22 protein-coding genes are annotated in these 20,911 nt (G+C 67.0%); 11 read left to right on the top strand and 11 right to left on the bottom strand.

What is annotated here, in order from left to right; genetic code table 11:
• The first annotated feature begins 543 nt into the window (after positions 1 to 543).
• Positions 544 to 894 (top strand): hypothetical protein, encoded by a 351-nt coding sequence (locus ABZS43_RS31815; protein ID WP_355039685.1) that lies wholly within the window; start codon positions 544 to 546, stop codon positions 892 to 894.
• Between the two features lie 197 nt (positions 895 to 1,091).
• On the opposite strand, the gene ABZS43_RS31810 is transcribed toward ABZS43_RS31815, so the two are convergent.
• The 3 genes from ABZS43_RS31810 to ABZS43_RS31800 all read right to left on the bottom strand — a co-directional run bounded on the left by ABZS43_RS31810 (position 1,092) and on the right by ABZS43_RS31800 (position 3,201).
• Complete coding sequence (locus tag ABZS43_RS31810) at positions 1,092 to 1,259, bottom strand: DUF4236 domain-containing protein (RefSeq protein ID WP_355039684.1); 168 nt, start codon at positions 1,257 to 1,259, stop codon at positions 1,092 to 1,094.
• Positions 1,260 to 1,334: 75 nt separating this feature from the next.
• On the bottom strand, positions 1,335 to 2,015 hold the full coding sequence (locus ABZS43_RS31805) for an alpha/beta fold hydrolase (protein WP_355039689.1): 681 nt from the start codon (positions 2,013 to 2,015) through the stop codon (positions 1,335 to 1,337).
• A complete protein-coding gene (locus tag ABZS43_RS31800) occupies positions 1,921 to 3,201 on the bottom strand; it encodes a YbfB/YjiJ family MFS transporter (RefSeq protein ID WP_355039683.1) in 1,281 nt (426 codons plus the stop codon). The genes ABZS43_RS31805 and ABZS43_RS31800 overlap by 95 nt, the downstream gene beginning before the upstream one ends.
• Before the next feature lie 154 nt (positions 3,202 to 3,355).
• Here ABZS43_RS31800 and ABZS43_RS31795 point away from each other — a divergent pair, with 154 nt between their 5' ends.
• Complete coding sequence (locus ABZS43_RS31795) at positions 3,356 to 3,940, top strand: TetR/AcrR family transcriptional regulator (protein WP_355039682.1); 585 nt, start codon at positions 3,356 to 3,358, stop codon at positions 3,938 to 3,940.
• Between the two features lie 123 nt (positions 3,941 to 4,063).
• On the opposite strand, the gene ABZS43_RS31790 is transcribed toward ABZS43_RS31795, so the two are convergent.
• A complete protein-coding gene (locus ABZS43_RS31790; protein WP_355039681.1) occupies positions 4,064 to 5,740 on the bottom strand; it encodes a fumarate hydratase in 1,677 nt (558 codons plus the stop codon).
• Positions 5,741 to 5,998: 258 nt separating this feature from the next.
• Between ABZS43_RS31790 and ABZS43_RS31785 the strand changes: the two genes are divergently transcribed.
• On the top strand, positions 5,999 to 6,469 hold the full coding sequence (locus tag ABZS43_RS31785) for a MarR family winged helix-turn-helix transcriptional regulator (RefSeq protein WP_355039680.1): 471 nt from the start codon (positions 5,999 to 6,001) through the stop codon (positions 6,467 to 6,469).
• A 1-nt stretch (position 6,470) separates the two neighbouring features.
• Here ABZS43_RS31785 and mftD read toward each other — a convergent pair whose 3' ends face one another.
• Positions 6,471 to 7,727 (bottom strand): pre-mycofactocin synthase MftD, encoded by a 1,257-nt coding sequence (gene mftD / locus ABZS43_RS31780; protein WP_355039679.1) that lies wholly within the window; start codon positions 7,725 to 7,727, stop codon positions 6,471 to 6,473.
• Positions 7,724 to 8,428, bottom strand: coding sequence for a mycofactocin biosynthesis peptidyl-dipeptidase MftE (gene mftE, locus ABZS43_RS31775; RefSeq protein WP_355039678.1), 705 nt, complete (start codon positions 8,426 to 8,428; stop codon positions 7,724 to 7,726). The genes mftD and mftE overlap by 4 nt, the downstream gene beginning before the upstream one ends.
• Positions 8,429 to 8,490: 62 nt before the next feature.
• On the opposite strand from mftE, the gene mftR reads away from it, so the two are divergent.
• From mftR to ABZS43_RS31745, 6 genes are all read left to right on the top strand, one after another.
• Positions 8,491 to 9,105, top strand: coding sequence for a mycofactocin system transcriptional regulator (mftR, locus tag ABZS43_RS31770; protein WP_355039677.1), 615 nt, complete (start codon positions 8,491 to 8,493; stop codon positions 9,103 to 9,105).
• A 549-nt stretch (positions 9,106 to 9,654) separates the two neighbouring features.
• Positions 9,655 to 10,560, top strand: a complete 906-nt coding sequence (locus tag ABZS43_RS31765; RefSeq protein ID WP_109527097.1) for an STAS domain-containing protein — start codon at positions 9,655 to 9,657, stop codon at positions 10,558 to 10,560.
• A gap of 12 nt (positions 10,561 to 10,572) precedes the next feature.
• Positions 10,573 to 10,962 (top strand): STAS domain-containing protein, encoded by a 390-nt coding sequence (locus ABZS43_RS31760; RefSeq protein WP_109527096.1) that lies wholly within the window; start codon positions 10,573 to 10,575, stop codon positions 10,960 to 10,962.
• 4 nt (positions 10,963 to 10,966) lie between these two features.
• The gene (locus tag ABZS43_RS31755) at positions 10,967 to 11,365 is read left to right on the top strand and encodes an ATP-binding protein (RefSeq protein WP_355039688.1); all 399 of its coding nucleotides are present in this window, start codon (positions 10,967 to 10,969) and stop codon (positions 11,363 to 11,365) included.
• A complete protein-coding gene (locus ABZS43_RS31750) occupies positions 11,358 to 11,993 on the top strand; it encodes a SpoIIE family protein phosphatase (RefSeq protein WP_355039676.1) in 636 nt (211 codons plus the stop codon). The genes ABZS43_RS31755 and ABZS43_RS31750 overlap by 8 nt, the downstream gene beginning before the upstream one ends.
• A gap of 19 nt (positions 11,994 to 12,012) precedes the next feature.
• Positions 12,013 to 14,310 (top strand): SpoIIE family protein phosphatase, encoded by a 2,298-nt coding sequence (locus ABZS43_RS31745; RefSeq protein ID WP_355039675.1) that lies wholly within the window; start codon positions 12,013 to 12,015, stop codon positions 14,308 to 14,310.
• Positions 14,311 to 14,320: 10 nt separating this feature from the next.
• Here ABZS43_RS31745 and sigJ read toward each other — a convergent pair whose 3' ends face one another.
• Positions 14,321 to 15,211, bottom strand: coding sequence for an RNA polymerase sigma factor SigJ (gene sigJ, locus ABZS43_RS31740; RefSeq protein WP_355039674.1), 891 nt, complete (start codon positions 15,209 to 15,211; stop codon positions 14,321 to 14,323).
• 104 nt (positions 15,212 to 15,315) lie between these two features.
• Between sigJ and ABZS43_RS31735 the strand changes: the two genes are divergently transcribed.
• Together ABZS43_RS31735 and ABZS43_RS31730 are read left to right on the top strand one after the other, a co-directional pair.
• Positions 15,316 to 15,936: an NAD(P)H-dependent oxidoreductase gene (locus tag ABZS43_RS31735; protein ID WP_355039673.1), complete on the top strand. Its 621-nt coding sequence runs from the start codon at positions 15,316 to 15,318 to the stop codon at positions 15,934 to 15,936.
• Positions 15,937 to 15,946: 10 nt separating this feature from the next.
• The gene (locus tag ABZS43_RS31730; protein ID WP_355039672.1) at positions 15,947 to 16,438 is read left to right on the top strand and encodes a nuclear transport factor 2 family protein; all 492 of its coding nucleotides are present in this window, start codon (positions 15,947 to 15,949) and stop codon (positions 16,436 to 16,438) included.
• A 98-nt stretch (positions 16,439 to 16,536) separates the two neighbouring features.
• On the opposite strand, the gene ABZS43_RS31725 is transcribed toward ABZS43_RS31730, so the two are convergent.
• The 4 genes from ABZS43_RS31725 to ABZS43_RS31710 are packed head-to-tail and all read right to left on the bottom strand — an operon-like array spanning position 16,537 to position 20,869.
• Complete coding sequence (locus ABZS43_RS31725; RefSeq protein WP_355039671.1) at positions 16,537 to 17,202, bottom strand: helix-turn-helix domain-containing protein; 666 nt, start codon at positions 17,200 to 17,202, stop codon at positions 16,537 to 16,539.
• Positions 17,203 to 17,257: 55 nt separating this feature from the next.
• A complete protein-coding gene (locus ABZS43_RS31720; protein ID WP_355039670.1) occupies positions 17,258 to 18,055 on the bottom strand; it encodes an ATP-binding cassette domain-containing protein in 798 nt (265 codons plus the stop codon).
• Entirely contained in the window at positions 18,052 to 18,867 is an 816-nt protein-coding gene (locus tag ABZS43_RS31715) for an ATP-binding cassette domain-containing protein (RefSeq protein ID WP_355039669.1), read from the bottom strand. The genes ABZS43_RS31720 and ABZS43_RS31715 overlap by 4 nt, the downstream gene beginning before the upstream one ends.
• Positions 18,860 to 20,869, bottom strand: coding sequence for an ABC transporter permease (locus ABZS43_RS31710; protein ID WP_355039668.1), 2,010 nt, complete (start codon positions 20,867 to 20,869; stop codon positions 18,860 to 18,862). The genes ABZS43_RS31715 and ABZS43_RS31710 overlap by 8 nt, the downstream gene beginning before the upstream one ends.
• Positions 20,870 to 20,911 lie beyond the last annotated feature (42 nt).

The raw sequence follows: 20,911 nt of genomic DNA, 5'->3' as shown, positions 1-20,911 counted from the left end.
GCCGGCGGACTGCGGTTGGTTGGTGGGAGGTTGAGAAGATGTCATGGGGTGAGTAGATCACGCGCGCGCGCCACCTACCGATCCCAGGTTTCAGCGTCGGGTAGTCGGAGGGCACGCCTCGTCGGTCGATGGCGCGTGTCGGCCCCTGTTCCGACGTTCACGGGTGGATACCCACACGCCACGTCGGCAGGGTTCGAGTCGTCGCGTCCCCGTGTGCGCGTCGAGCCGAGACTCTCCGCGCATCGGTGCCTACACATCGACGTGTTGCCCAGTGACGCGGAACCAGACGGCGGCGAAGACGATCAGTACGGTTCCTACGGCCTCGAACAGGGCATCTCCGGGGCGATATGTTCCCGTTTTCGATTGAACGCGAAATCGGATTCGCGCCCGCAGAGCCTTTCGGCATCTGGGACTGGGCCGAAACGGCATCGAGGATGGGACATCAGAGGACGTTCTGCCCTTGGTTCAGCTGGGCGAGGAGGCCAGGCTTGATGGTGACGGATGCCGGATCCTTATGGATCAAACATTTCGAGAGGGAAGAACATGAAACCGTTGTCGGAATCGCTGATGGATCTCGCGGCCCGGGTGAAGCAGTTCGAAGAGTCGTCAACCGCGGCGCGGGAGAAGAACCGTGCCACGCTGCAGGCTCGGCGGGAAGAGTTGGGCGCGACCCTCGAGCACGAGGGGACCGAGTTCGAGAAGACCACGGCGGAACTGCGGGAGGCCGCGCAGAGTTGGTGGTCGGACACCAGGGAAGCCGTCGAACGTCAGATCGACGTGATGCGGGCCGACTTCGAGAAGTGGCAGGCCGAGATCAAAGCGCAGCGGGCGGAACGAACCGCCGAGGACGGCAAGACCGCTGAGCCGAAAACAGGGGTCGATCAAACACCGTGACATAGCCGTCGCGGCAGGCGATTTCGAAGCACTTCCCGCCGCGACCCAGGTGTCGGTTCGCAGGTATCTGTAGACCGACGACGACTTCTTTCGTCACGGTGAGCGCCGCCCCCGCCGGACCGGCGCTCACCCCGGGCCACCGCAGCGCGGTGGGGTGATCGAACTATGCCCGATCCGATAGCCAGGCGCGGGTTCGCTCAGCGTTGACGCCAGCTCAGCGGACCCGGCAGGTCGACACTGTTCTTCTTGCTGCGGGAGTTCCACGACCACGGGCCGATTTTGATGCCCCACGAGGACAGACCCGACTGGGTGAAATTGAACTTCAGCGGCCCGAAGGATTTGCGCTGACGAAATTTGATGGGCATGAGCAGCCTCCCTGACTCGGCCTTCAGAATAGCCGATCAGGTTATCCTCATGGCTTTCGCAGGTCAGGAGTGCCGCTACCGGATGTTCGATGAGGTGTTGTCCCGCAGGAGTTCTGGGTCGGCGAGGTCGAGCAGGATCCGCAGCAGGGCGTCGGGGGCGTCGCGCATGAGGTTGTGTCCCCCGTCGACGGCGTGGGTGGCCCAGCCGGTTTCGCCACGTAGGCGCTGGTAGACGGTGGTGAACGGGGACGGGGTTTCCCATCCGGCGGCGTAGACGTAGGTCCTGCGCCGAATGTGGGCGAGGTCGGTGGTGAGTTTCAACGGTTGCAGCAGCGAGGCCAGGGGGTGCGGTGTGGATCGCGGGTCGAAGAACGGCAGGGGGCGCACGGCGTCTCCGGTATCGACGACGTCGAGGTACCACTGTCTTTCGCGGTCGGATACGAGATCGAAGCAGGAGTCGCCGTGTCCGGGAACCATGGCGTCCACGTAGACAAGTGAGTCGACGCGGTCGGGCGCGCGATCGGCCGCGCCGGTGATGACCATGCCGCCGTAGCTGTGCCCGACGAGTACCGCGTCACGGATGTTCTCCGCTTCCAGCACGGCGGTGAGGTCCTGGATGTGTGTGTCGAGATTCACGAGCAGGTGCCGCAGGTGGCCGCGCTCAGCGATTCCGGTCAGCGTCAACGGCAGTACCCGATGATGGTGTCGGCGCAACTGCTCGGCGAGCTGGTCGAAGCACCAGCCGCCGTGGCACATTCCGGGAATCAGAACGAAGGTCGTCATCGAGAATCTCCTTGTCGGGATGGGTGATGCGGGCGTTCGTCGCGGCGATCAGTGCCGCGGCAGCACAGAGAATCGCCGTCCACGCCAACGTCGCGGCGGTATCGGTGCGGTCGGCGACGAGACCGGCCAGCCATGGACCCGCCGTTTGCCCGGCCGCGAACACGGTGGTGCATGCCGCGAGCGTTGGGGTCCAATCGGATTGGGCGGTGGTGTTCTTGACGAGGGCGGTGACGACGGCCGGGACGGTCATGAACGTCGCGCCGTACATGGCGGCGGAGACGACGATGACCGGCGGCGTTGGGGCCACCAGGGCCAGTGCCGCACTGCCGCCGAGGACGGACAACACCACGGCGAGCGTTCCGGCGCCGGACCAGTGGGCGATCGGCCACCTCCACAGCAGCGGAGCCGCGACCACCGCGAAACCCACTGTCAGCCATACGGTGACGACCTGCGCGATCGATGCGTCACGATCGGCGAGATAAGCGGACAGGAAGGTGATGTAGGTGATGTAGCCCGCCGCGAACAGCAGATACGCGAACATCGTCGCGCGCAACGGCCGCAGCCGCGTCCGACCGGCACCACCCGACACCGGCGACTCGCCGCCGCAACCGGCAGCACGCCAGCTCGCCACTGCCGCGAACCCCGCCGCGACCCCGAGCCCGAGCCACGCCGCTCGCCAGTGATCCCCCAGTATCGGCAGAGTCGCGCCGCTCGCGATGATTCCGAGCCCGGTGCCCGCGAAGTAGACGGTGATGGGCAGACCGGACCCGGCTTGAATGGCGAGATGCGATGCGATCACTCCGCCGCTGATGAATACGGCCGCGCCCGCCGCGCCCGCCACCGCCCTGGTGGCGAGGAGGAATAGATGGTCGGCGCAGGCAGCCGAGGAGGCGAGGGCCACAGCGGTCAGCGCCATCGCCGCCCGGAAGGTCGTCGCGGCGCCGAACCTGCGGGTGATCGCGGTGGTCACCACGGCGCCGAACAGGTAGCCGAATCCGTTGGCGGTTCCGAGCATTCCCGCCGCGGACAGGCTCCATCCGAGGTCGTCGCGCATGACCGGCAAGAGCAGACCGTAGGCGAATCGCGCGAACCCGAGCGCGGACGCGGTGCCGAACGCGAGGCGCGCCGCTTGCCATGTCGGCCCAAGCGATTCGGTCATCGCGAGAATTCGGGTGTCAGCCGATATTCGGTCTCTACCACGGGCTCATCCACACGAGACGGGCCGACTTCCGACATGACATCCCTTACTTAGAACCGATCAGTACGATCTCGCACGCTACCACCTCATCGAACTCATCGGTACCATCTAGGTCATGCCCGTTGCCAAAGGTTCGACTATCGACCCCGCTCGCACTCGCGCCACGATCATCCAAGCGGCCGGTCCGCTACTGTACGAGCGCGGACTGGATGGGCTCGGGGTGGCCGAACTGTGTACGCGGCTGGGAATTTCGAAGGAGACGCTGTATCGGCATTTCGGCACCAAAGACGGGCTTGTGCACGCCGTACTGCAAGCACGCAGCGACCAGGTGGTCACATGGCTGACCGAGGCGGCCGATTCCGCCGGTGAAGACCCTGCCGACCAGCTGACCGCGGTGTTCGATGCCCTCGGACAGTGGTATGGCGAACCGACATTTCGCGGTTGTGCGATGGTGAACGCCGCCACCCAGCACTACGACGACACCGTGCTGTCCATAACCGCACGGCATCTCACCCGGTATCTCGACCTGCTCACCGGGATCGCCGCCCGCGCGGGCGCCGCCGACCCGGCGACGCTGGGCCGACAGCTGCTCATGCTCGTCGAGGGCGCGACAATTCTCGCCGCACACCAAGGTTCGACAGGTGTCAGCGATCAGGCGCGCACCGCGGCGATCGCCCTGCTGTCCACGGCAGGCACGTAACTTTCTCGGCAGATCCCGCGCGAACGGTCACGATCGCCCACGAAGCCGGGCAGCGATCGGCGCGAATCCCGTTCGGTCGCACCACTGCCGACTTCCCCGAAGACGCGGGGCCGGACAGTCGATTCAGACGCGCTCTTTGGAACGCTCCCGCACCCGCAGCGCGATCGGCTTCTGCGTTTCGGCGAAGAAATCGTTGCCCTTATCGTCGACGACGATGAAGGCGGGGAAATCTTCGACCTCGATCTTCCAGACCGCTTCCATACCCAATTCGGGGTATTCGAGCACCTCGACCGATTTGATGCAGTCCAGGGCGAGCCGGGCCGCAGGACCGCCGATGGAGCCGAGATAGAACCCGCCGTGTTCTTTGCACGCCTTGGTCACCTGAGCCGAGCGATTGCCCTTGGCGAGCATGACGAACGAGCCGCCCGCCGCCTGGAATTGGTCGACGTAGGAATCCATGCGGCCGGCCGTCGTCGGGCCGAACGAACCGGAGGCGTAGCCTTCGGGGGTTTTGGCCGGACCGGCGTAGTAGACCGCCATCTCGCGCAGATATTCCGGCATGGGCTCACCCGCGTCGAGCCGCTCCTTGATCTTGGCGTGCGCGATATCGCGCGCGACAACGAGCGGACCGGTCAGCGAAAGCCGGGTCTTGACGGGGTATTTCGAGAGTTCACTACGAATCTCCGACATCGGCCGGTTCAGATCGATCTGCACCACGTCGCCGCCGAGGATGGAATCGGTCTGCTCGGGCAGATAGTGCGCGGGCTCGCGCTCGAGCTGTTCGAGGAACACACCCTCCGGGGTGATCTTGGCCAGCGCCTGACGGTCGGCCGAGCAGGAGACCGCGATGGCGACCGGGCAGCTGGCGCCGTGCCGCGGCAAGCGCACCACCCGCACATCGTGGCAGAAGTATTTGCCGCCGAACTGCGCGCCGATCCCGAAGGACTGGGTGAGTTCGAAGACTTCTTTCTCGAGTTCGATATCGCGGAAGGCGTGCGCGGCCAGCGAACCCTCGGTGGGCAGCGTGTCCAGGTAATGCGCGGAGGCGTATTTGGCCGTTTTGAGCGCGAATTCCGCACTCGTGCCACCGATCACGATCGCGAGGTGGTACGGCGGGCAGGCCGCGGTGCCGAGCGAACGGATCTTCTCGTCCAGGAATTCCAGCATCCTGGTGGGATTCAGAACCGCCTTGGTCTCCTGGTACAGGAAGGATTTGTTGGCCGACCCGCCGCCCTTGGCCATGAACAGGAATTTGTAGGACGGATGCGCCGGATCGCCCGGAGCCGAGTACAACTCGATCTGCGCGGGCAGATTGGTGCCGGTGTTCTTCTCGTCCCACATGGTGATCGGGGCGAGCTGCGAATAGCGCAGATTCAGCTTGGTGTAGGCGTCGAAGACGCCGCGGCTGATCCATTCGGCGTCATCGACCCCGGTCAGCACGCCCTCGGACTTCTTCCCCATCACGATGGCTGTGCCGGTGTCCTGGCACATCGGCAGGATGCCGCCCGCGGAGATGTTGACGTTCTTCAGCAGGTCGAGCGCGACGAAACGGTCGTTCCCCGAGGATTCCGGATCATCGATGATCTTGCGCAACTGCGACAGGTGCGCGGGACGCAGGTAGTGGCTGATGTCGTGCATCGCCTCGGCGGTGAGCAGCCGGAGCGTCTCGGGCTCCACCTGGAGGAATGTCCGTCCTCCGACCTCGGTGGTGCTCACACCCTCGGTGGTCAGCAGCCGGTACGGCGTGTCATCGGCGCCGATCGGCAGCAGATCTGAATAGCGGAATTCCGGCGCGGTCACGGATCGCTCTCCTTCGGGCGGGCCTGGGCTGCTGAGCCTGGCTGGTCACAAGCACAGCGAGCCTATCCACCGACCCTCGGCGACGGTGGGTAAGGCAACCCTACATCGCGGTAACCCTCGATAAAGGTTGCACGTTCAACCCTCGTGGTGCTACCTCTCAACCCAGGCAGTTGTCGCGGCCGAAACGCGGCCGCGACGATATCGATCACAGGTCAGAGTTTGGAGGGCTGCCGTGAGTGAGCGCAGCGAAGCGGTGTCGTGAACGAACCGCAATGGCTCGACGAAGTCGAGACACGCGCGTGGATGGGTTTCGTGCGCACGCGCGATCTCGTCGCCGCTGCGATCGGGCGCGATTCGGCGCGCGATTCGAATCTCACCTTCGTCGAATACTCGGTACTCGCCAATCTCGCGATCTCCCCCGACCATCGGCTGACCTTCGCGGATCTGGCCGAGAAATTGGAGTGGTCGCAGAGCAGGCTCTCCCATCAGATCACCCGCATGGAAAAACGCGGACTTGTCGTCCGGCAACCCATCCCGGACGACGCCCGCCGCACCGCCGCGCGATTGACCCCGCGTGGGGCCGAGGTGCTCGACACCGCGGCGCCCGCCCATGTGCGCAGCGTGCGCAGACATATGATCGACGCCCTCGACCGTGAGCAGCTCACCGCTCTGGCCGATATCTACGACGCGCTGCTCACCCACCATCGAAGACCCGCGGACGAGCCATGACTCAGTTCGCCGACGTCGCTTCCGCCGCCGCCGGAACACCCTCCGCCGCCGGAACACCCTCGGCGGCTGGGACACTCGCCACCGCCGCGGGAATTCCGAGCGCACGCTCGAAACCATCGGGCACGACGATATCGCCGCGATCCAGATCGGTCACATTCGTTTTCCGCAGACCGAGCAGCGCCGAATCGATGCCGCCGCGCAGGACGTCGAGCACGTTCTCCACGCCCGCCTGCCCATTGGCGGCCAGGCCCCACAGGTAGGCGCGCCCGATCATGACCGCGCGCGCGCCGAGGGCGACGGCCTTGACCACATCGCTACCGCGACGGATACCGCCGTCGAGTACCACTTCGATCTGCGATCCGACCGCGTCGGCGATCACCGGCAGCGCGCGGATGGCGGCCGGGGTGCCGTCGAGATTGTTGCCACCGTGGTTGGAGACCGAAATCGCGGAGACGCCCGCGTCGATCGCGCGGTGCGCGTCGTCGACCCGGATGACGCCCTTGAGCATGACAGGGCCGTCCCACTGGTCGACGATCCAGCGCACGTCGTCCCAATCCGGGGCGGGGGTGCTCATCCATTCGCCGTAGGCGCCGAAGAAGCCGGGCGCCGGACCGTCGCCGACGGCCATATTCGGGGCGGTCAGATCGGGGATGTGGCCGGAGCGCGCGTAGGTCGCCAGCCAGCGCGGCCTGGCCAGCGTCTGCGGGGCGAATTTGAGCATGGTGCGCAGGTCGAGCTTCTCCGGGATGACCGGGCTGCCCCAGTCACGCCCGTGCGAGAAGGACCAGTCCAGGGTGAGGATCAGACCGACCGCGCCCGCCGCCTTGGCACGAGCCATGCGCTGGACGAGGTCGTCCTTGCTGCCACACCAGTACAGCTGGAAGAAGGTCGCCGGATTGGCCGCGATGACTTCCTCGATCGGCTTACTGGCGAAAGAGCTGAGCCCCATCGCGATGCCACGCGCGGCGGCGGCGCGGGCCACGGCCACCTCGCCGTCGGGATGCACCGCCTGCACACCGGTCGGCGAGATCATCACCGGCATCGAAAGCTGCTGTCCCAGTACGGTTGTCGACTGGTCCCGGTCGCCGATCGAACCGGCGCAATGCGGGGCGAAGCCGAGTTCGGTGAAGGCATGCTGATTCTCGTCGATGGTCTGGCCGCGCTCGGAACCGGCGATCAGCGCGCCGTAGACGGATTTGGGTAGCCGTTTCTCGGCACGCCTCTGCGCCTCGGCGACGGTTTCGAACCAGGGATTCATCTGTGGATCCTTTCGGGTGCGGCCACCGGCCACCAGTGCCGGGTCGTCTCGTACAAGTCGGTGATCAGGTCGTGGAGCAGGGCGGTTCCGGCCTCGGCGGTCGCGCCGGTCGGGTCGCCGAGCACACCGTTGGGACTGACCGCGCGCACGCCGCCCGCGCGCAGCAGCGGCAGCACCTCGGCCAGCGCACGGGTGTCGCCCGGCTCGGTGCGCCCGGCGCGCACCGCGTTCGGGCGCAGAGCCAGCATCAGCGCGGTTTCCGCCCGGCCCGCGTGCGGATCGCCCTCGTAGCGGGGAAAGTAACCGCGCACGTCGCGGGATTCGGCGCGCAGCAAGGTCTCGGCGCGGCGCAACGGTTCCAGATTGCCGCCGTGTCCGCTCACCAGCAGGATCCGGTCGAAAGTCTCGGTGGCGGATCGGCACAGCTCGATCAGCACCAGTTCCAGCGCGGCCTGCCCGATCGACAGGGTGCCCGCGAAACCCGCGTGCTCCCCGCTGGATCCGTACGGAAGCGCCGGGGCGACGAGGATATCGGGACGACGCTCGGCCAGGCCCGCGCACAGCGCCACCGCGATATCGGTATCGGTGGACAGCGGCAGGTGCGGGCCGTGCTGTTCGGTCGCGCCGAGGGGAACGGCGAGGATCACACCGGGGGCCGCGCATTCGCCCGCCTCCGGCCACGTGAGATCCGCCACTTCCATGCTCGGAGATTAACGTCAGTCACTGACAAAATCAATAGGTTCGCGGCTGACATACTTCTCACGTGACGACATCGGGCACGACCACCGGCCGCGGCCGCCCACGCGGCACCAGCAAACGAGAACTGGAACTGATCGCCATGCGGCTGTTCAGCGACCAGGGCTTCGACAACACCACCGTCGAACAGATCGCCGCCGCGGCAGGTGTCAGCGGGCGCACCTTCTTCCGTTACTTCCCCACCAAGGCCGAAGTCCTGTGGTCACGATTCGACGACGAGGTCGCCAACCTGCGCACCGCGTTCGCCACCGTGCCCGAGGACGAGCCGATGATGACCGCGGTGCGCCGGGTCGTCGTCAACGCCAACAGGTATCGCGCCGAGGATGTGCCGGAGCTGCGAACGCGGATGCAACTGGTCGCGACCGTGCCCGCGCTCGCCGCGACGGCGGGAGCGCATTACGACGCGTGGGAACGCGCGGTCAGCGCGTTCGCGGCGCGGCGGCTGGGCGATACCGAGGACGGGCTCATTCCGCTCGCGGTCGGGCGCACGACGTTGGCGGCGGCGCGGGCGGCGTTCGACGCGTGGTTGCCACGGGCGGATGCCGATCTGACGGTGTACCTCGATCAGGCGTTGGCAGCGCTGGAGTGCGGGTTCGCGGTCGGGATCGGCGGCACGGCGTAGATCCAGTCCTCGCCGTCGAACCCGGGGCTGTCCAGATGCGCGGCCCGGACGAAACCCGCCCGCGTGGCCATCCTCTGCGATGCGAGGTTCGCGGGCCGGATTCTGGCGATCAACGGAATCGCGGGACCGGACTCGACAGCCAGCCGACGACCGCGCGGACAGCTTCGCCGGCGAACCCCCTCCCCCACGCCGACACAGCGAACCGGCAGAACTGTCGTCCGGCACCGGACGACGTAGCGACAGGCGGGCGGACCACAACAGCTCGGCTCCCCGATCGACACGCTCACCCACACCCTCGATCGTAGGTTCAACCAGATCAGAAAGTGTCGTCCGACCAACCCGGATTCCGAGCGAACCCTCGCGAACGCGGCACCGGCGCGGCGCGGGCGCCGGCTATCGGCGTACGCGCGAGTTCGAGATACATCGGGTACGAGGGTTACCCGCAGGTTTCGGGGGCGATCCCGGTGGGGTATGACTAGGCTCGGTATCGGCGAGCAGCCGCGCCGTACGATGATCCCGATTTACCCGTCGAAAGGGGCTGGAATTTCCATGTCCGAGGTGTCCATGAGCCTTTCGGCGGATTCGCTGCCCGCGGGACCGGTCGACAATCTGCTGCCACAGCTCGTCGAGCACCTGCGGCAGAATCGCACCGCCCTGCGGGAGGAATGGGCACGTCGTATCACCGATGCCCAGCTCCTCACGGCGATGACCCCGGAGGAGATCTTCTCCGAGGCGACCTCCGTCTACGACAACTACGTCGAGGTACTCGAGACCGGCAGCGTCGAGGCGCTGCAGGCCTACGCGCGTGACCTTTCCGAACGCATCATCCCGCGCGGGGTCGAGACCGACGAGGTTCTCGGCATCGTGCTGCTGCTGCGCGATGTGCTGGCGCGCTCGCTGTTCGAGAAGTACCAGTCGAATTTCGAACTGCTCAACTCCGTCCTCGACGCCTACGAACCGGCCGCCAACCGCATCGCGAGCACCGTCGCCATCTCGTTCGTGCAGGAACGCGAACGCGTCATCCGCCAGCAGCAGGAAGCGATCCGCGAACTCTCCACCCCCGTGCTCCAGGTGCGCGAGCAGCTGCTGATCCTGCCGATCATCGGCGTGCTCGACAGCCAGCGCGCCCGCCAGCTCACCGAACAGCTGCTGCGGGCCATCCGCGCCAACCGCGCCAAGGTCGTCGTCATCGACATCACCGGTGTTCCGACCATCGATTCCACGGTCGCCAACCACCTGGTGCAGACCGTCGACGCCTCCGGCCTGATGGGCGCCAACGTGATCATCACCGGCCTGTCCTCGGAGATCGCGCTGACCCTGGTGACCATCGGCCTCGACCTGTCCAAGATGAATGCCGTCGGCGACCTCCAGGGTGGCATCGAAGAAGCCGAACGTTTGCTGGGCTACGAGGTCACCCGCGTGACCGACCGGCCCATCGAACGGGACGGGCGCTGATCGGTCGCGCTGATGCCGGTACCCATACTGAAGCAGGGCACGTATCTCATCGCGTCGGTGCAGTCCGCCCTGACCGACGCGGATACCGAACGCCTGCAAGACGATTTGATGAAACAGGTCAGCAAATACCGAGCGCACGGCATCATCGTCGATGTCACCGCGATCGACGTGATGGATTCCTTCGCGGCGAGATCGCTGCGTACCATCGCGCATATGACGCAGCTCCGCGGTGCCGAAACGGTGATCGTCGGTCTGCAACCCGAAGTCGCGTTCGCCATGGTGCAACTGGGGCTCACATTCGAAGACATGCACACCGCCCTCGACCTCGAGGAGGGCCTTGCGTGGCTGGATCGCAAGGCTTCGGGACGTCGCCAGCGAGACGGTCGTGACAGTGGCCGCTGAGAACATGGTGATCGCGGTCAAGGTGTCGGGGGACATCGTGACCGCACGTCAAGCCGGACGGGAATTGGCGGCACTGCTCGGCTTCTCGCTCACCGACCGGACCATGATCTCCACGGCGATATCCGAAATCGCCCGCAATATCACCAGTTACGCGGGCAGCGGCGAAATCCGCTTACTGGTCGACGACCGCGAGGGTCGCCAGGCACTGGTGGTCCAGGCCGAGGATCAGGGGCCGGGCATCCGGGATATCGCCCGCGCCCTGGACGACGGCTACTCCACCGGTCGTGGACTCGGACTCGGACTGCCGGGCGCGCAGCGCCTGATGGATCGGCTCATCGTCGATTCCGCACCGGGCCGGGGCACGTTGGTGGAGATGTGGAAGTGGGTGCCCAACGGTGCGTGACGACGGGATCATCGGCCGGATCGAGTGGGCGGTGGCCGGTCGAGCACTCCCCGGGCAACACGTCTCCGGTGATCGCTGCGTGGTACTCGACGCGGGCGGCGGCGGGGTGCTGTTCGCGGTGCTGGACGGTCTCGGGCACGGCGCCCCCGCCGCCGACGCGGCCGACCGTGCGGCACAAGTTCTTTCGGAGAATCGGGCCGAACCCCTCGACGTCCTGATGGTGCTGTGCCACCGGGCGATGGCCGACACCAGGGGCGCGGCGGTATCGCTGGCCCTGTTCGGCCTCGGCGACGAGATCCGCTGGCTCGGGGTGGGCAATGTCGAGTCCAGGGTGCTCAGCGCGAGCCCAGCCGGACTCACCGTGCGTGCCACCGTGCTGCTCACCGGCGGGATCGTCGGTTACCGGCTGCCGCAGAACCTGCAACCGCAGACCGTTCATGTGCGCCCCGGCGATCTGCTGCTGATGTCGACCGACGGCATCGTCGCCGAATCCGCGGAAAGTATCGACCTCTCCAAATCCACCGCCGACATCACCGCCGAAATCCTGTCCCGGCATGCCAAGGACACCGACGACGCCCTCGTGCTGGCTGCCAGGCACCGGGGCGGGACATCGGGCGGGGCGCCATGACGACAAGTGGGGCGCAGATATGACGTCGGTCCTCGCCGCTTTCCTCGACGCCTATACCAACGCGCTACGGCGGCACCTGGATTCGCCCACCCACGCCACCCTGTCCGAGGGTTACGAACTCGGCAGGCGGGCGCTGGTCGAAGACATCAGTCTGCTCGACCTCACCGAACACCACTTCCGCCTCGTCACCGCCGCCGAAAAAGCCGCCGCTGAAAATGCCCCATCGGCGGCCTCGGACACCGCCGATCCCCGACTCGCCGAGGCAGCCCTCGAATTCCTGTTGCAGACGCTGGCCGCGCTGGATATCGCCACCCGCGGCTACCTCGACGGCACCAGGCGCTACGAGCAACAGCGTTCGCGCGCCGACGATCTCGCCGGTCGCGACGCCTTCCGCACGGCACTGGTCGAATCACTCCAGGACGGCTTCTTCGTCGCGGACGCGGACGGCAGCATCATCGAAGTGAATTCGGCGTTCGGCGCGCTCACCGGATACGGCGCGGCCGATGTGCCCTATCCGCTGCCACATCCGTGGTCGGTGCCCTCCGGACCGCGCTATCCCGATCTCGGCACCGAGGCCCAGCGTTTCGTCATCCCCATCCGCCATCGCGACGGACGGGATCTGTGGCTGGCGGTCAGCACGAGCGCCTTGATCGAACCCGAGAACAACGAGCAGATCTTCGTCGGCACCATTCGCGACGTGACCGCCGAACACGACGCCCAGGCCAGGGATCAGGCGGCGTCGCGGCTGGCGACCGCGGTCGGCTCGGCCACGAGCGTCGTCGAGGTACTCGCGGTCGGACTGGACGAATTGCGGCGCACCGTCGGCGCGGAATCGGCGGTGGTCTCGGTCTGGCCGAAGCACAATACCGGACCCGAGGTCTACATGTCCGGCGCCATCGAGCCGGGCACCAGCAATACCCGAGGCCCGGTATTGGACGAGCGCGCCCGCACCCTGTTGGAACGGGCGCGGCACAGACCCGCGCGAAGCCTGGCCGCGATTCCGGAGGGCGCGCAGAGTTCGGAGGGCATCGTCGCCCCCCTCGGTGAAACCGGCGATGCCGCACTGTGGTTGCGCTTCGCCGCGCCGCGCGCCGTCACCGCCGCTGATTGGACGATGTACTCCCTGCTCATCGGGCACCTCAGCTTGGCGGTGCAGCGGGCGCGCAACTTCGATCAGGCCCGCTCCACCTCGCTCACCCTGCAGCGCGCCATGCTCGGCCCGATCGAATTGCCGCCCCGATTCTCGGTGCATTACGAACCGGCGCTGCCGCCGCTCGAGATCGGCGGCGACTGGTACGACGTGGTGCCGTTGAAGAACGGGACCATCGGTGTCGTGGTCGGCGACTGCGTCGGGCGTGGACTGTCCGCCGCCGTCGTCATGGGCCAATTGCGCACGGCCGCAAGGGCTCTGCTGCTTCGGGAGACCGGCCCCGCCCAGTTGCTCTCCGAGTTGGACACGGTGGCGAGCCGGATTCCCGGCGCGATGTGCACCACCGTGTTCGCGGCGGTGCTCGATCCGCAGCGCGGGGTGATCCGCTACAGCAGCGCGGGCCATATGCCGCCGATCCTCGCCGACGTCGGCGAACGGGGCCGACTGCTGGAGGACGGCCGTTCGGTGCCCCTGGCGACCTTCGAGATGCCGCGTCGACCGGAAGCGACCGCGACACTGGCCCCGGGGTCGACCATGGTGTTGTTCACCGACGGCCTGGTCGAACAGCGCGGCGTCGATATCTACGACGGTTTCGACCAGATCGCCGAAGTACTCGCTGCCACGCCGGGCAAACTGCCGCGCGAGGTGGCCGACGCGGTGCTGTCGCGACTTCGCCCCGCCGCCGGATACGACGACGACGTGGCGATGGTCGTGTATCGCCAGCCACCCGCGCCGCTGCATCTCACCGTCGCGGCCCATGCCGATCAGCTCGCCGGGTTGCGCCGCGGTCTCAAAGGTTGGTTCGCCGCGGCGGCGGTGCCGCACGATCTCGCCTCGGATCTGGTCGCGGCGGCGAACGAGGCCTGTAGCAACAGCATCGAACACGCCTACCGTGACATGGACGGCGAGCACGAGGTCGAGCTGACCGCGACCTGCGATACCGAGACGGTAGCCATCGTCGTCACCGACACCGGCGCGTGGAAGCCCCGCTCCGCTGATCCGGGTACTCGCGGTCGTGGCATCGATATGATGAGCGCGCTCACCGAGAAACTGGATATCGAGCACACCGAATCCGGCACGACGGTCCGTATGTCGATCACCCTGCCCGCGATCAAATCGCCGGTCGCGAATCCGCTGCGGGGCACGCACCGGCGCATGGCAGGCTGATCGGCGCGGGTCAGCCTGCTGTCCACGGCCGTAATTTCTCCGGATTGCGGATCGCCCAGATGCGGGTGATCCGGCCGCCGGTGATGTCGAAGGCGTAGACCGACACGATGGTGTCGCCGAGTTGCGCCACCAGGCCGGGTTGGCCGTTGACCGTGCGTTCGAGCAGCGTCGTCTCGGGCGCTCGGGCGGCGATGTCGATCCAGGCGCGGGCGATCCGCTCGCCGCCCTCGATCGGGTGGAGGAAGGCCGGAGCCAGACCGCCGCTGTCGGCGGTCGCGGTCGCCTGCGGATCGAGCACACCGATCAGGGCCTCGATATCCCTTGCCTCCCAGGCCCGTTTGAAATCCCTGACCACCTCGGCCCGCTGGGTTCTCGACGGACCCCGCGACGTGCGGATGCGGCGGCGCGCGGAGGAGGCGAGCTGGCGGCAGGCCGCGGGGGTGCGCCCGACGATGTCGGCGACCTCGGCGAAGGAGTAGCGGAATACGTCGTGCAGGACGAACGCCACCCGCTCGGCCGGGGTCATGGCATCCAGCACGACGAGAAAGGCCATGCTGATCGACTCGTCGAGGGTGACCCGGTCGGCGGGATCGACGGGGGCGGGACCACCGAGCCATTCGGAACGGTCGGGTACCGGCTCCGGAATCCATTCGCCCACATAACGTTCCCGCCTGGCTCGCGCCGAGCCGAGCAGATCCAGGCAGATCCGGCTGGCGACCGTCGTCAACCACGCGCCGGGCACGGCCACATCCTGGCGCCGCGACTCGGATAAGGCGTACCAGCGCGCGTAGGTCTCCTGCACCACATCCTCGGCCTCGGCCAGCGAGCCGAGCAGCCGGTAGGCGAGATTGATCAGCTGACGGCGTTCGCTGATCACCGAGCGCGGTCGCGGATCGGTCATGATGTCGGCTCCTTCGGTCGATGCGGTCCTCACCGAATTGACGAAATTGCGACCCGAACTGTGAGACGGCCTGACATTCCGGCCCGCTGTGTCGTCGGACGGTCATGACCACATCCAGCAGAGCGGGAGTTCCCGACATGATCAGTATCGGCATCATTCTCGGCAGTACTCGGCCCAACCGCAACGGTCCGCAGGTCGCCCAGTGGGTGTTGGACACGGCATCGCGGCGCGGCGACGCCGAGTTCGAACTGATCGACCTGCGCGACCACCCACTACCGCATCTGGACGAGCCGGTGGCGCCGATGCTCGGCCCCTCCGTCCATGAGCACACCCGGGCCTGGGCCGAGCAAATCGCCCCGTTCGACAGCTTCGTGATCGTCACCCCCGAGTACAACCACTCGGCCCCCGGAGTGCTGAAGAACGCCATCGACCACCTGTTCGCGCAGTGGGCCGACAAGGCGGTCGGATTCGTCTCCTACGGCGCCGGGGGCGGCGTTCGCGCGGTGGAGCATCTGCGGAATGTCTGCGGCGCCCTGCGCATGGCCGTCGTGAGCCACCAGGTCGCGATCTCGGTACTCACCGATTTCGAGAACTACACCACCTTCACACCGGGCGACCGTCACACCGCCGCCTTGAACACGCTGCTGGATCAGGTCGTCGCATGGGGCGCCGCGCTCGCGCCGCTGCGCCAGCCCAGCGCCGAAACCACGCTCGCCCATTCCTGAGGAGCCCGACATGGTGACAGCACACGACTTCCGACTACTCGCCGACCGCGTCGAGATCCAAGCGCTCGGCGGCGAATTCACCGACGCGGTGATGATGCGCGATTTCGACCGCCTGGCATCACTGTTCACCGACGACGCGGTTCTGCGCATCCCCGACGCGGGCATCGAAATCGCGGGCCGCGCGGAATTCCGGACCACAATGCGGCTGATGCAGGACGCCTGGGAGTATTTCGTGCAGCACACCCATCCCGGCGCGATCGACATCGACGGCGATACCGCTACCGGCCGCGCCCACATCTGTGAGCTCGGCCGGTTGAAAAGCGGCGATTCCCATATGAACTACGCGATCTACCACGACCGCTACCGGCGAACGGCCGACGGGTGGAAGTTCACCGAACGGGTCTACCGGATCCGATACCTCGACAATTCGCCACTACCGGGCTCACCGCCGACAGAGCACGGACTCGGTGTGGACGTATCCGCGGAGGAATCGCGCAGGTGACGAGCCGGCCGCGGGCGTTCCTCGGCGGGTCGATGACCCTTGTCCTCGACGCCGCGCCCATGCCGGGTGGCGGCGCTTCGGACACGGCTCAGGAGTAGTCACGGGGTGTGCAGGGATGTGTCGATAGCGCGCAGTTGTTCGGGTTCGACGGCACGCAGAACCGCGAGGGACGCTGTGACGGCCAGGTCGCTCGCCGCGCCGATGTCGGCGCCCGCGACGATAACCGCGCGGTAGGCGATATCCAGGCTGATGCCGAGGAGCATGGTCGCCAGTGTCTCCGCACCGCCGTGAATGGGTGTTCCGCGTTCGGCGTAGTTGGCTCGCAACCGTTCGGCGATACGCGGTTCGAGGGCGGCCGACAGCCGACGCCCGGGATGGGTGTCGTCGTATCTGTTGTCGAGCAGGACGCGGAAACCTTCGGGGTTGCGGCGCGCGTAATCGAACAGCGACTCGACCGAATAGATTGCCCGCTGCCCGTATTGCATTGTCTCGCCGCGGTCGTAGATCTCGAACATCCAGGTGGTCAGTGCGGCGAGCTCTCGCTCGATCACAGCGTCGACGAGTGCGTCGCGCGAGCCGAAGTGGGCGTAGAGCGTCATCCTCGAGGTATCGGCGCGCTGGGCGATCGCGTCCATCGTGGCTCGGTCGACGCCGACCTCGGCGATCACCGCGCACGCCGCATCGAGCAGTTCGGTGTCGGTGGGGCGGTTGCGGGTACTGCGGCGCGCCGTCTTTCGGCGATCCGGATGCCCGGTTCCCGTCACGCTCCCTCCCTTGCTGCGTCGACGTTTGTCGTGCGTGCCGTTCGTGGCGGTGCTACTACTGGTCGGGCCCAGCCATCGGGTAGGGGTTCCCGGTCGGGTCGCCCGTTGGTTGTGCGAGATTGCCGAAGTAGGCCGCCTCGACCATATCGCGGCGATCACGAAGCTCGGTCGCCGAGCCCGACAGAGCGGCCCTGCCGTGATGGAGCACGACCGCCGAATCGGCGATCGACAACGCCAGTTCGATGTGTTGTTCGACCAACACCACTGCCATGTGCTGGTCGTCGGCGATCACACGCAGTCGCGGCAGCAGGTCCTCGACCGCGATCGGCGACAGTCCGAGGCTGAGTTCATCGATGAGCAGTATTTTCGGTGCGCACAGCAGCGCTTTCGCCAGTGCGAGCATCTGTTGTTCGCCGCCGGAGAGTGTGCCGCACCGGCGCGAGCGCATCGACCCGAGCTTGGGGAAGTAGTCGAGGACGTCATCGATGGACGGGCCGTGTTTGCGCCGGCCCAGGCGCAGGTTGTCATCGACCGACAATCGGTGGAACACGCCGCGGCTGTCGGGTACCAGGATGACGCCGCGGCGCGCGTTGCGTTCGACGCGTCGGTCCAGAGGCTCGCCGAGCGCGGTGATGGTGCCCGAGAGCAGCGGAAGCGCCCCGACCGAGGCGAGCAGGGTTGTGGTCTTGCCTGCCCCGTTCGGTCCGAGGAGCGCGAGAATCTCGCCGGAGCGCACCTGGGCGTCCAGATCGCGCACCGCGGGGACGCCGCCGTATCCGACAGTGAGCCCTTCGATACTCAGGGCCGGCTTCGCCACGGACAGCGGCGATTCGGCTGTCGCCGGGCTGGTCATTCGGTCTCTCCTGCCGGTCGGGCGGCGGTCGCCAGTGGTGCCTGGTCGTTGTCGCCGGGCTGGGCGGTGCCCAGATAGGCGGCGATCACGCGGGGGTCTTCTCGGATTCGGGCAGGCTCCCCGGCGGCGATGACGACGCCGAAGTCCAGAACATACAGTCGCGCACAGATGTCGAGGACCAGTGACATGTCGTGGTCGATGAGCAGCACGCCGATGCCTGAGGCCGCGACCCGCCGCAAATGGCGGCCGAACTCCCGGCTCTCGTGGGTGTCCAGTCCCGCGGCGGGTTCATCGAGCAGCACCACCCTGGTGCCGCCGACCAGCGCGCGCGCCACGCCGACCAGTTTCTGCTGGCCGAGCGTCAGCTCGCCGGGACGCCGGGCGGAGACGCCGGGCACGCCAACCAATTCCAGTGCCGCTTCGATAGTCTCACTCGGCAGCGCGGAACCTCCGACGATGTCGGAGAACAGGGTGCGCAGACCGGTCGGCTGTACGGCGACGGCAAGGTTCTGCGCGACCGTCAGGTCCCCGAACAGCTCCCCCGCCTGCCATGTTCGGGCCAGCCCGGCTCGGCGGCGTCGATGCGGGCCGAGCCGATCGAGCGCGGCTCCCGCGAGTGTGACCTGTCCGGTGGCCTCTGTGAATCCGGTGACCGCGTCCACGAACGTTGTCTTTCCCGCGCCATTGGGTCCGATCAGGCCCACGATCTCACCGGAGTCGACGGCGATGTCGATATCGGTGTTGGCGACGACACCGTCGTAGTGCACCGATAGCCCGTGCGTGCGCAACAGGGGCGCCACATTCTCAGACATGCGCTGCTGCCTCCTTTCCCGCGTCCGCGACGCGTTCGCCGGTCGGCTCGCGGCTGGGCCGACGCGAGAGAACCGATCCGATGGACTCGATCCCCGAGGCGACCGCACCCGCGATGCCGACGGGATTGAGCACGGCCATCAGCAGCAACACTCCCGCGGCGATGAGGTCGTAGTATTCGCCGAGTTCGAGAGTCTGGTTGAGGAACACGTAGCCCACACCGAGCGGGCCGACCGTTCCGGCGAGGAACGCGCCCGAGACGGAAGTGATACCGCCGACGTAGGTCATCGCCAATACCGTCAGTCCGATCATCACGGTGAACGAACCCGCCGAGAGCTGGCCTCTGCTGTAGCCGATCAGGCAGCCGCCGATACCCGCGAGGAACGCCGAGACGGCGAAGCCGAGTAATTTCGTTGCCGCGACGTCGATTCCCACCGATGCCGCGGCGCGTTCATTGGAGCGCACCGCCAACAGCGCACGGCCGGTCGCGCCCCCCATGATCCGCATCACCGCCAGCGTGCAGATCGCCACGACCACCAGGACCATCAGCGAAAAGCGCAGGGTCACAAGGTCGGTGCCCTCACGGACCCCCAGGTCGATGCCGAAGATGGTCGGGTCGGCGATGAGGTTGCCCTGTGCCGGGGTCAGCGAAGGGTTGTTGAACACGAAGCTCTGAATCGCCAGCGCGGCGGCCAGCGTCACCACCGCCAATTGGGCGCCACGGATGCGCAGTGCGGGCACCCCGACCAGGACCCCCAACGCGGTGGCGGTCAAGGCAGCCGCGATCATGCCGAACGGAAACGGCACATGCCAACTGTCGGACAGCTTCGACAACGCGAATCCCGCCGTGCCCGCGAAAGCCATACTGGCCAGTGAGATCTGACCGAGGTACCCGGTCAACAACACCAGCGACAGTGCGATCAGCGACAGGATGATCGAGGTGACGACGCCGTAGCGCCATGTTCCCGTTGTCGCGACGATCGCGAGGACGGCGATCGTCACGACCACCAGGGTCGGCGCGATCCGGATCCGCGGGATGCGCACGGCGGGCATCCTGACCGCCCCGAGCGAGCCGCGAGCGGGAATCCGGCCGCCCAGCAGGAACAACGCGATCACGACGATCACGAACGGCACCGCGTCGCCGAGTCCGGCTTGCGCCCAATTCGGCAACCAGTCCTTGGTGTCGATCCACAGGACGACCGCCTGGAAAGACCCCAGCGCCAACCCCGCCGCGCAGGCGACGGCGAACGACGACAGTCGCCCGACCAGCGCCGCCGCCAATGCCGGAATCACATAGAACGTGTAGCTCGTCTCGTTCAGCCCGATGGTGAACGCGGCGAGCACCCCGATGAGCCCGCAGGCGGCGCCGGTCAACGTCCACACGATCGCGGCGAGCCGATCGGGCGAATATCCGGTCAAGCGTGCCGCGAGTTCGTCTTCGGAGCCCGCGCGAGTCGCGATACCGGCGGTGGTGAGCGTGAAATAGGCCCGCACACCGACCGCAACGGCGATCGCGACCGCGGCCAGGACGAGATCGGAGACGTTGACCATCGCACCGGCCACCGTCACGGTGTTCTCCGGCAGGATCGGTGCGGCGAAAAGGTTTTCGGTGTCGAACCGCAACCCCACCAACGCCTGGATGAACAACATCAGCCCGACCGAGGCGACCACCTGTGCCAATACGGGCGCGTGGCGCAGCGGCCGGAACACCACCAGATGCGCCAGCAGCGCCCATGCCGCCGCCGAGGCGACCCCCAACGCGATCGCCGCCGTCATCGGCGTCGGATGATCTTCGCTGCCGAGCGCGATGCTGCCGATCGGCAGGACGAACGTCCCGTCGGTGCGAAGCGCCGCCACGACATAGACCGCCCACAGCGCGAACGCGCCCTGCGCGAAATTGATGATTCCCGTCGCGGCGTGCACGCCTACCAGCGACGAGGCCAGGACCGCGTACACCGCGCCGGTCGACAGGCCTAGAAAGACGAACTGCAAGAACTGGCCCATGTGCCCTGATTTCTGTGGATAGCCGAGGCCGTGGTCGACAGG

It is taken from the genome of Nocardia sp. NPDC005366 (assembly GCF_040606855.1).
GTDB lineage: Bacteria > Actinomycetota > Actinomycetes > Mycobacteriales > Mycobacteriaceae > Nocardia.
This window is presented reverse-complemented; position numbering and strand designations above follow the sequence as displayed.